Raw genomic sequence first — 2957 nt, forward strand, 5'->3', positions numbered from 1 at the left:
CCTCCACCATGCTTCGCATGGTCCCCCTCCCCGTGCCGGGGAGGATCTCTTGTCCGCTTCCGCTCGTTGGCGGCCCTTCAAGAGGAGGACGTCGCCCCCATCTGCTTTGCATAGCCCGCCTGCACCATCGCGCTCATCCGGTCGAACAGCGCGTCGGGATCGCCGCGACGGAGCGCGGGGATTTGCGCTTCGGTGCCTTCCGCCACCACCAGTTCGCGTGTCCCCGCCGCGACCGCGTCGAGTATCTGCGCCGCGGCGACATCGGGCGACAGGCCGTTGTCGATCGCGCTGTCGCTCGTCCCACGCACGCTGCCGTCGGCGTTCAGCGCGTTGCGGCTGACGTTGGTCTGCACCGACCCCGGCGCGACCACGAGGACCTTGAGCCCCAGATGCTCATTCTCGGCGCGCACGCTGTCGTGATAGCCGATCAGCCCGTGCTTCGCTGCGCAATAGGCGCTGCGCAGCGGCACGCCGGCGATCCCCGCGACGCTGGAGATGGCGACGATCTGTCCGCCGCCCGCCTTTATCATCCGGGGCAGAAGCTGCTGGGTGAGGGCGATCGGCGCGAGCAGGTCGACGTCGACGATCTTCTGGTAGACCGAAAAATCGGTATCGACCGCCAGGCTGCGCTGCGAGATACCGGCGTTGTTGACGAGCCCGTCGATCCGCCCGCCCCAATCCCACGCCTCCTGCGCCAGCATCGGCAGCGCGGCATAATCGGTCGCCTCGAAGGGCAGGATCATCGTTCCGGGTCCGCAGTCCTTGGCGACTGCCTCCAGCGCCGCGACGTTGCGCCCCGACAGGATCAGTCGCGCGCCGCGGCCGGCGAGTCCCCGCGCCAGCGCCGCGCCGATGCCCGACGACGCGCCGGTGACCCACCAGATTTGATCTTTCATATCGGCATCCCCATTTGGCTATCGGTTGCAGCTTGAAACGGGTGCGAAGCGGCGTCAAGCGGCCAATCCCACGGTTTTCCGTGCAGGGGGTGGCAATTTTGTTGCGACTCTGTTATAATAAATATCAACGCGTCGATAGTTCGCCTCCCGCCCGCCGGGCGCCAGGGGACTGACGGCGTCCTTATGGAGCCATATCCCTTGCCACTCTGACTGGCTAGCGCCGCCCGAAATCGCCGATCCCCCTTTCGACAAGGGCAGGATGCACCCGGCTTTTTGCGCTTCCCAGCCCACCGGCAAGGCCAAGAAAGGAACTTGCATGTCCGCAAACACGCTCGTCTTTGAAGTCGGAGATTATGTCGTTTACCCGAAGCATGGCGTGGGGCGCGTCATCGAATTGCAGAAATCCGAAATCGCCGGGATGCAGCTGGAACTTTATGTTCTGCGCTTCGAAAAGGAAAAGATGACGCTTCGCGTTCCCACCAACAAGGCCGAAGGCGTCGGGATGCGCAAGCTGTCGTCGGACAAGACGCTGAAGGAAGCGTTGCAGGTTCTGACCACCAAGCCGAAGGTGAAGCGCACCATGTGGTCGCGCCGCGCGCAGGAATATGAAGCGAAGATCAACTCGGGCGACCTCGTGTCGATCGCCGAAGTGACCCGCGACCTGTTCCGCGCCGACGACCAGCCCGAACAGAGCTATTCTGAACGCCAGATCTTCGAAGCGGCGTCGAGCCGCCTCGCGCGCGAACTCGGCGCGATGGAGGAAAGCGACGAAAAGACCGCGCAGGCGAAAATCCTCCAGATCCTCAACGAGCATGCGCCGAAATATTATCTGGAAAAGGCGGTCTGAGACCGCGGATTTCCAAAGGGGGAATGAAAGGGCGGTCCTTATAAAGGGCCGCCCTTTTTTCTTTGACGTGAAGGGAAAGGCAATTGGCGCGTAGACGCGGAGATCGCAGAGTTTTTGTTCACGCGGAGACGCGGAGACGCGGAGGGAAAGATTCCGGGCCGTCAGGCCCCTTGCTCCCGCAACGATGCGGACTATCGCAGCGCTGAAGAGGAAAAGTCGCTTCGCGACAATCACAACCTCTCCGCGCCTTCGCGTCTCCGCGTGAACCCTTTTATTCTCTGCGATCTTTGCGCCTCTGCGCGAAAATATTGCGGGGCTTACGGATATTTCGCCTCGACGAAATAAAGCCCGTCGGGCGGTGCATTCAGCCCTAGCGCGCTGCGATCCGCGGCGTCGAGCGCGGCCTTCAGATCGCGCGCCGACCATTTGCCCTCGCCGACCATCGAGAGGCAGCCGACCATCGAGCGCACCTGATGATGCAGGAAACTGCGCGCCGCGGTCTCGATGATGATCTCGTCGCCGTGGCGGCTGACGCTGATCCGGTCGAGCGTCTTGACCGCGCTTTCGGCCTGGCAATGCACCGAGCGGAAGGTGGTGAAATCATGCCGCCCGACGAGCGCCTGCGCCGCGCCGTGCATCGCCCCCGCATCGAGCGGTTTGGCGAATTGCCACGACAGCCCCTTGTCCCACGTCAGCGGCGCGCGGCGGTTGACGATGCGATATTCATAGGCGCGCCCGATGCACGAAAAGCGCGCGTGCCAGTCGTCCGCGACCGTCTCGCAGGCGAGCACCGCGATCGGAGCCGGGCGAAGCTGCGCGTTGAGCGCTTCCATCAGCCGGAAGGGCTCGATCGGCTTTTCGATGTCGACGTGCGCGCGCATCGCGATCGCGTGGACCCCGGCGTCGGTGCGCCCCGCGCCATGCACCGGGGTCTCCTCGCCGGTGATGCGCGTGACGGCTTCCTCCAGCGCTTGCTGGACGCTGGGGCCGTGCGATTGGCGCTGCCAGCCCATGAAGGGGCGGCCGTCAAACTCGATGGTGAGGGCGAAGCGGGTCATGGCCGACCCAGATCCGCATTTCCGTCACCCCGGACTTGATCCGGGGTCCCGCTCAGCGGCGGCAAGCGGGACCCCGGATCAAGTCCGGGGTGACGAGGAGGGGAGGGGGGGAGCGTCATGCGAGCCGCGTTCCTTTCGGAATCGCCCGCCCGCGCA

The 2957-nt window shown here is 64.5% G+C and carries 3 protein-coding genes; 1 reads left to right on the top strand and 2 read right to left on the bottom strand.

Annotated features, from left to right (window positions below):
- Positions 1-77: 77 nt before the first annotated feature.
- Positions 78-896, bottom strand: a complete 819-nt coding sequence (locus OJI97_RS00020) for an SDR family NAD(P)-dependent oxidoreductase (RefSeq protein WP_297659489.1) — start codon at positions 894-896, stop codon at positions 78-80.
- 316 nt (positions 897-1212) lie between these two features.
- Here OJI97_RS00020 and OJI97_RS00025 point away from each other — a divergent pair, with 316 nt between their 5' ends.
- Positions 1213-1743, top strand: a complete 531-nt coding sequence (locus tag OJI97_RS00025) for a CarD family transcriptional regulator (RefSeq protein ID WP_257548901.1) — start codon at positions 1213-1215, stop codon at positions 1741-1743.
- Between the two features lie 317 nt (positions 1744-2060).
- Here OJI97_RS00025 and truA read toward each other — a convergent pair whose 3' ends face one another.
- Positions 2061-2801: a tRNA pseudouridine(38-40) synthase TruA gene (gene truA / locus OJI97_RS00030; protein WP_297659496.1), complete on the bottom strand. Its 741-nt coding sequence runs from the start codon at positions 2799-2801 to the stop codon at positions 2061-2063.
- Positions 2802-2957 lie beyond the last annotated feature (156 nt).

This window comes from Sphingopyxis sp., from assembly GCF_025869345.1.
Taxonomy (GTDB): domain Bacteria; phylum Pseudomonadota; class Alphaproteobacteria; order Sphingomonadales; family Sphingomonadaceae; genus Sphingopyxis.